Source organism: Psychromonas sp. Urea-02u-13, assembly GCF_002835995.1.
Taxonomy (GTDB): domain Bacteria; phylum Pseudomonadota; class Gammaproteobacteria; order Enterobacterales; family Psychromonadaceae; genus Psychromonas.
In genome coordinates this window covers 1-886 of the sequence record NZ_PJBZ01000217.1, presented here as the reverse complement: position 1 = coordinate 886, position 886 = coordinate 1, and the positions used below count along the sequence as shown (strand labels likewise).

At 36.8% G+C, this 886-nt stretch carries 1 protein-coding gene and 1 pseudogene; one reads left to right on the top strand and one right to left on the bottom strand.

All coding sequences use genetic code 11. From position 1 onward, the window contains the following. Positions 1-147 precede the first annotated feature (147 nt). On the top strand, positions 148-684 hold the full coding sequence (locus CXF74_RS21480; protein WP_101084686.1) for a hypothetical protein: 537 nt from the start codon (positions 148-150) through the stop codon (positions 682-684). 20 nt (positions 685-704) lie between these two features. Here the strand turns inward: CXF74_RS21480 and CXF74_RS22745 are convergent. Then, positions 705-886: pseudogene (locus tag CXF74_RS22745) on the bottom strand (hypothetical protein); the annotation flags it as partial.

Sequence of the window (886 nt, the reverse complement as noted above, 5' to 3'; positions counted from 1 at the left end):
CGTTATTTGGCCATTGTGTAGCTGTACGTTTGCTTTTGTTTTTATTGATAGGTATTATCATTATCATTAATCATGGGTGGTGAGGAATATTTCATCCTGTGTTAATGACTCAATATAAATACTCTTTAAATTAAGGATAAATTATTAATGAAAATCAATATAATTATGGTGGCACTTATTGCTGTTTCAGGCTCTGCTTCTGCTCAATGGATTGAATTGGATACTCATTATACTAAGTTGGCGATGGTGCAACAGGCTTGTCAGGAAAAGGGAAATAATTATGAAGTTCCTACCATACAATACCTAAAGGATATTAAGGAGCTTAACCGTAATGACCGTGGACTTCTGATTGGTAAAGTGGCTGAAGCTTTCGGAGGAGAAAGCAGATTCGGACATTATACATCACCCTATTTTTTGGCTGATGATAACGGTCTAGCAAAAGAAGCCCAAGTGAATGCTTATAGAACAGGACTAAGGATTAATAATATCGAGATAAGAGACAGAAACTTTGAAGCATATGTTTTTGATGTTGAAGAGCCATCTGAATCTAGAGCTACAGATACACCTGAAAATCTTTTGCACAACGCAGTCAATGATTATATATCTTCTCTTCACTCTGCTCAGCAGTTAGTTATTACACCGCCTGTACCATTAAGCAATGTGTGTGTGCAATCAGGGGTATAGTCTGACTGATCCCCACAGGATTACGCATATTTCGTCTCTTCAATAAGTTCGATAAATGCACATATCAGCGATTCCTCATTAAGCTGATATAGTGCTTTCTGCATTATCCGACAGACAAGGTAAGTATTTGATAAGTCACGTTTATCTTTAACGGTGTTAGCTTGAAAATAAAAGTGATAACCTTTCATTTCTGCGGACTTGC